This window comes from Lutispora sp., from assembly GCF_041687175.1.
Lineage (GTDB): Bacteria > Bacillota > Clostridia > Lutisporales > Lutisporaceae > Lutispora.
In genome coordinates, this window is sequence record NZ_JAWLCK010000137.1 from 1 (window position 1) to 6,153 (window position 6,153).

Annotated in this window: 6 protein-coding genes; all 6 read left to right on the plus strand. The window is 32.5% G+C overall.

Annotated elements, in window-relative coordinates; all coding sequences use genetic code 11:
* Positions 1-193: 193 nt before the first annotated feature.
* The 6 genes from ACESM9_RS13650 to ACESM9_RS13675 all read left to right on the plus strand — a co-directional run bounded on the left by ACESM9_RS13650 (position 194) and on the right by ACESM9_RS13675 (position 5,949).
* Positions 194-493: an abortive infection family protein gene (locus tag ACESM9_RS13650; protein ID WP_372999773.1), complete on the plus strand. Its 300-nt coding sequence runs from the start codon at positions 194-196 to the stop codon at positions 491-493.
* A gap of 149 nt (positions 494-642) precedes the next feature.
* Entirely contained in the window at positions 643-2,862 is a 2,220-nt protein-coding gene (locus tag ACESM9_RS13655) for an AAA family ATPase (protein ID WP_372999776.1), read from the plus strand.
* A gap of 135 nt (positions 2,863-2,997) precedes the next feature.
* Positions 2,998-3,690, plus strand: a complete 693-nt coding sequence (locus ACESM9_RS13660) for a hypothetical protein (RefSeq protein WP_372999779.1) — start codon at positions 2,998-3,000, stop codon at positions 3,688-3,690.
* A gap of 93 nt (positions 3,691-3,783) precedes the next feature.
* A complete protein-coding gene (locus ACESM9_RS13665) occupies positions 3,784-4,707 on the plus strand; it encodes a hypothetical protein (protein ID WP_372999782.1) in 924 nt (307 codons plus the stop codon).
* 18 nt (positions 4,708-4,725) lie between these two features.
* On the plus strand, positions 4,726-5,166 hold the full coding sequence (locus ACESM9_RS13670) for a hypothetical protein (protein ID WP_372999785.1): 441 nt from the start codon (positions 4,726-4,728) through the stop codon (positions 5,164-5,166).
* Between the two features lie 129 nt (positions 5,167-5,295).
* Positions 5,296-5,949 carry a TnsA endonuclease N-terminal domain-containing protein gene (locus tag ACESM9_RS13675; protein WP_372999788.1) on the plus strand — a complete coding sequence of 218 codons (654 nt, stop codon included), beginning with the start codon at positions 5,296-5,298 and terminating at the stop codon, positions 5,947-5,949.
* Positions 5,950-6,153: the final 204 nt, after the last annotated feature.

Sequence of the window (6,153 nt, forward strand, 5' to 3'; positions counted from 1 at the left end):
TGATTTTATTCTAACGGATGTTTACTGGAAAGTGTAACTAAAATATGGGATAATTAGGAATAGAAGTGAAAGGCCACCGCGCTAGCGGTTTAGTTCAACGATGCACTTACGCTGTGGCACGGCGGGATTGGCAAGAAACATACGTGCTTGGGTACTCGACAATCTCGTACCACACCCCATTGCAGATGAACTTATGATTGAGCATTCGAAGGGTATTGATTTACACGAGCTATATAAGTTCGTTTCAGACAAGCTTAACCTTTCACCTTCTCAGCACGGCGAAAAGACTTTTAGGCAGATCCTAGGTGGATGTTCTGCGATAATTAGTGGCTTGGGTTGTTTAAGAAATGACCTTGGAGATGCTCATGGACAAGGTAAAGCTCATTATAGACCTTTATGTAGACACGCTGAATTAGCAGTTAACTTATCAGGAGCTATGTGCTCTTTCTTGCTAGAAACATATGAAGCGAGAAAGAAGGATGGAATCCTATAATGCTATTTTATACCCAGGCTGTACTCGGACTACCAGTGGCAGAATACTAAATAGAGAATGCACTCATGTAGGCATAGAATAAGAGATACTATAAGATAAATGAGTGATTTACCTATTATGGTTTTAAAATACCTGAGAGGAGGACTTATATGATACAAAATATTCAAATTCAAAATATTGCAACATATACAAATCCTGTATCAATTAATCCTCGCAAGATTAATTTTTTCTATGGTAGTAACGGAAGTGGAAAAACTACTTTATCAAATTTCTTAGGTCTAGACACATTTCAGGATGGCTGTAATGTTACATGGGAAGATGGAAGAAAACTTCCTGTTCTTGTCTATAACAAGAAATTTGTTGAAGACAATTTTGTAGAGAACAAAACGATTAGTGGAATATTTACTCTAGGTCAAGCTTCAAAGGAAGCCCAGGAATTTATTTCTGAACAACGCAAAGAAGCAAATGAATGTGCAAAACTAATTGAAACTCATACTCGCTCTAGAGATAAAGTGGCACAGGAAATTGACAAGCTTACTAGTGATTTTGAAGAAACTTGTTGGACTGTACAACAAAAATACGGTTCTAAGTTTAGCGAAGCCTTGTCCGGTTATAGGGGGAGTAAAAAGGCTTTTCGTATCAAGTGCTTGCAAGAATACCCAAATATAGATAATGATAACCCACCGGTATTAAAGGATATTGAACAATTATATAACATTGCTTTTAGCAAGGAACGAGAGACATATCTATTTTATAATGAAATAGATACTGAAGATGTTATTAAAAACGAAGAATGCACCTTGTTAGGAAAACGTATTTCAGGTAGTGCCGAAACACCAATTGGAACGTTTATAGAATTTCTACATAATAGTGATTGGGTAAAACAAGGGATTACTTATGCAGCAAAATCAGAAGGCAAATGCCCATATTGTCAACAAGTGCTTCCGAAAGTCATCCAGCAGGATATTGAAGAATTTTTTGATGAAGTCTATAAAAAAGAATGTGCATTAATACGTGATTTTGAAAGGCAATATAAGTCCTTTACTGATGCATTATTATCCCAACTGAAAAACATATCGGACAACCCTATTTTGCTACTAGATTATATTCTGTTTAAGGCTGAAGTTGAAGTATTAACAGCTCTTATAGATGCAAACAAAAGTAACATACAAAATAAGATAGCTATGCCTGCTACTAAAGTGAATATTGATAGCATTGTTCCTATAGTGAAGAGAATAAACACAATTATTGCAGGTTATAACGCAGAAATTAAGAAAAATAATAATATTGTGCAGAACCAATCCAATGAAAAGGAGCGTTGTCAAAAGCTATTGTGGCAGTATTTTGCCTGTGAGCTACGCAATTCTATTCAGCAATATCAAAAAGGTTTTGATGGAAAGATGCGTGGATTAAATGTAATTACAAATAAGATTACCGAGCAATCCGAAAAAGAAATTAAGCACAAGAAACTAATTGCAGATAAGGAAGAAACACTGACAAGTGTTGTTCCAACTGTTAATGCTATAAATGGCATCCTAAAGCGTTTTGGGTTTGATGGTTTTGAATTAGCAGAAAATCCGTCTGAAAAAGCAACTTATAAGATTATTCGCCCTGATGGTAGTAACGCAAAAAAGACTCTTAGCGAAGGTGAATATAACTTTGTCACATTTTTGTATTTCTATCATCTCATATATGGTAGTAAAGATAAAACGGGCATTGCAACTGATAAAGTTGTAGTAGTTGATGACCCAATTTCTAGCCTAGACAGCAATGTTCTATTTATAATTAGTACATTAGTGAGGACCATTCTTAATGGCTGTATTGATGAAGATAAGGGTATCAAGCAAGTATTTATAATGACTCATAACGTGTACTTCCATAAAGAAGTATCTTTCTTAGGTAGCCGAAAAAAGTATCCCACTACTTATACGGCATATTGGGTAGTGAAGAAAGCAAACAATATTTCCGATATCATTTTCTACGAAGAGAACCCAATTCAGACTTCCTATGAATTGCTATGGGCTGAATTAAAAGACGTTGAGTACCATCAGCGGGTGACCCTATTTAATACACTACGTAGAATACTTGAATATTACTTTAACATAATTGGCGGTATGGATTATGAGAAATGTATTGATCAATTTGAGGGTGAAGATAAAATCATCTGTAAGGCTTTAATTTCCTGTATAAATGATGGCTCGCACTTTATAAGCGATGATTTTGTAATGTCATACGAAAGTGGAACTATGGAGAATTATATTCGCGTTTTTAAACTAATTTTCGAGAATATGGGGCATGGAAGCCACTATCGTATGATGATAGGACAAGCCGAGAGTATTCTTGAAGCTGCTTATACTTCAGTTGACTGAAATACATAAAAGCAATATGGAAATGAATAAAAAATCAAATGAAAGGCTGCATATTAAACAAAATGATACTATTAAAGCTAAATTTTATACTTGATTTCAACTTTTAAAAACCATACTAAATTTATGGGGGATTTTATGAGTAATACAATATTAACTATCATCTTAGCTCTTCTGCTTATTATATTTGGATATATACTAAAGCGTATGAATATACAAAAGCTTATTAAAAGATGTGACTTTACAATGCAATATAATAACTGTTTTGTAGGATTATTAAATGAGGCCCTAAATAATCATAGATTCGATAACGAAAAGTATGCTTGGCTTATTGAAAGGGTACATGCTATGCAGCAAGAGCTGGGTGCAACAGGTGTAATTTATCACTATACGGATCCATTGAAAGGGTTTACAGTTAGAGAATATCAACTTCTAATCAACTTTCTTCCCGAAGTGAGAGGATATATACGTGAAATGAACAATTCTATAATGATGGAACGGTTTGATACTTCTGCACGAATATGTGCAGATATGTTTATACGGCACAAGGGTGATTTATCAGACCTGATTAATAAAGAAACTAAATTGCTAATTAATCCATTTTCATGCTTAGCAGAGGCAGTAAGATATATTATTGCGTTGCCATTAAGTGTATTATATTGGTTTGGTATAATATCTGAAGGTATGTTTTATAGAGTCAAATATAGCCGGCTATTAAAGTTTATAAATTCCATTATCATTATATTAGGTTTTATCAGTTCAATAGTAACAATTGTCTTAGGGTACGAAGGCTTCTTAAAGCTAATAAATCAATTCCTAGTTCATAAATAGCAGTAGCATAAGAGAATATAAAAATACGAGGTATTTAGGTAATATTCAGCATTCATTTGTACTTACCCTAAAGTATTGGAGGTATTACTTTATATGAACATCTTTGAGCAAGTATTTGGCACTCTGATAAGTGAAGCGATTAAAGCATCGCTAGAACGTGCTTCAAAAAACAATAATAGAAAGTATGATAATAACAATAAAGAAATTCAGCAAAATAGAGGTTTTGAATCATTTGTCCAACGTTTTATAGAAATATATAAAGTACACGGCATAGAGGAAACCGAGATATCAGGATTTTTACACAATAGATATAGTATAAAACCAAGTGAAGTAATGAACAAAGATATTCTTTTAGAAAAACTATCAAGAGAATTAATTGACATAACAAACCAATTGTTTAATCTACATGAAGGTTGGCTGGAATGTGGTGGCTATCAGATTTATAAATCTTTAAAAATTAAAACCGCTTTTTCTTTTATAAATGAAATCTCTCGATTAATTGATAAATATAGTGATGTAACCGTTTTATTTTTAACTAATTTCAATGAGGATGAGAGCTCAATTAAGGATATATATATGCTGCTACGTGCTAAAATAGAAACATTCAACAATAAAGAAATATACAAATATTATCCTGTAGGCTATACCTGGTATTGGGGCGACCAACATAATAGATATGATATTAAATCAATAATTCATTTATGTGATTTACTAGATATTCCGGCGTATGGATATAGATTTAATGATATTATACTTTCTAAACTGTTTTGTGGTTGTATACATCCTAGTATGGTTATTAAAAATGAATTTCAACTACATAGATGGGAACCAATCCTATTCATGCCTGAGAACGAACTATACGTTACATATGAAAAAGAGGAGTATCATGACGTTTTAGAATACATGAGAGAAAAAGGTATATTTGATAAGTGCAAAGATATTTTTAGAAAAGACAAGACAAAATTTAGTAAGCTTGAGCTACATGAGATTATTTATTTGAATATGGATATAAGCTGAATGAAGGGAAGATAATAAATGAAAACTAAAAAAGAATATTGGAAATGGAATATTAATCATGGTAAAACATTATATTGTGTATGTTATCAAGTTTTAGATGACAATGATAAAGTGTTCTCTAAATTTAAGGATTTAAGACAATTTTATGAGCCAGATACTGAATATATAGATATTAATAAGCTAAATTCTGTAAAGTTTCTAGAGGACAATAACATAGAGTATATAATTGAGGGTAAAGAAGACAAAAATATAATTCCAGTTGGCATCATTGATTTTACTAAGACTAAAGACTATTACTCCGGAGAATTAAGTATATTTAACTTCGATAATGTAGATTTACATAAATCGAATCAAATAATGAAAAATATCGAAAGAGCCATTGAATTAAGATATGAAGCAGTCAAGTTTGTGCAGAAATTTGGCAAAGATTGCAGAGTAGAAATAATAGAATGCAAATAGTCACTAAGTAGGTTAATAACCTACTTTATTTTTTCAACTAAAACCTCTTAATGGATAAAATGGGATAAATGTTTTAATAATAAACTAATAACAGTAAGCTAATGTAATGTTAAAAGTAGGTGAAAAACTATGTACACCCCTATCAATACAAAACGCAACACCCATTATGGCAGCAATTATTGGGAAGCTTATAGTCCCAAACTAAAAAGAAGTGTCCATATGTATAGTGACCTTGAATACGACGATTGGGTTTTGATCGAAACAGATCCAAATGTTAGTGATTTCTGTGAGCAGCCAGTTAAGATTAAAAGATTCTATGATGGTAGGTATGCCGAGTCTATTATAGACATGTGGGTAAAGTATAGAGACAATACTGAGCAATTTTTAGAAATAAAATATTCCAATGAACTGGATGTTAATAACCCTAAGTCCTTACGTACACTTAAACAGATTAGAATACAGCAGGATTGGTGTTCTGAGAACGGATACAAGCACATCGTGAGGACTGAAAAAGAAATAAGAAGCAATCCTGTATATTTAGAAAATATGAAACAGCTCCTGCCTTATTTACGAGAAGATGGTAGCACTAATGAGCTAGATAAAAAACGTGTATTGAACTTTATTAGTAATGAAAGATACTCAATATCAAATATAGCTGAATATCTTGAATCTATATCAAAACAGCGTATCCTAGCTGTAATCCTGAACCTTATTTATAGGGGAGAAATCCATTCTAATGTTGCTAATGTCCCAATATCAGATAAGTTGGAGGTTTGGGTTTAGTATGAACAATCGTGTAATTGAAAATATGGTTATTCCACATGAGTTATTAGATATTAGAAATTGGCCTGAGGTAAATACATCTTCATTCAGTAGCAAAGAGCTTGAGTGTTTTTTGCAATAGCTTTCTGTAACGAAATGCAATGCAAAAGTGTAACACCTCAAATTGTACTTAGTTATGAGATTGTTTCATCAGTGAGTGCTTTA

Bases quoted from the DNA above. Each gene is read 5' to 3' on its own strand.
- ACESM9_RS13670 (WP_372999785.1), top strand. From the start codon at position 4,726: ATGAAAACTAAAAAAGAATATTGGAAATGGAATATTAATCATGGTAAA.
- ACESM9_RS13675 (WP_372999788.1), top strand. From the start codon at position 5,296: ATGTACACCCCTATCAATACAAAACGCAACACCCATTATGGCAGCAAT.
- ACESM9_RS13650 (WP_372999773.1), top strand. From the start codon at position 194: ATGATTGAGCATTCGAAGGGTATTGATTTACACGAGCTATATAAGTTC.
- ACESM9_RS13655 (WP_372999776.1), top strand. From the start codon at position 643: ATGATACAAAATATTCAAATTCAAAATATTGCAACATATACAAATCCT.
- ACESM9_RS13665 (WP_372999782.1), top strand. From the start codon at position 3,784: ATGAACATCTTTGAGCAAGTATTTGGCACTCTGATAAGTGAAGCGATT.
- ACESM9_RS13660 (WP_372999779.1), top strand. From the start codon at position 2,998: ATGAGTAATACAATATTAACTATCATCTTAGCTCTTCTGCTTATTATA.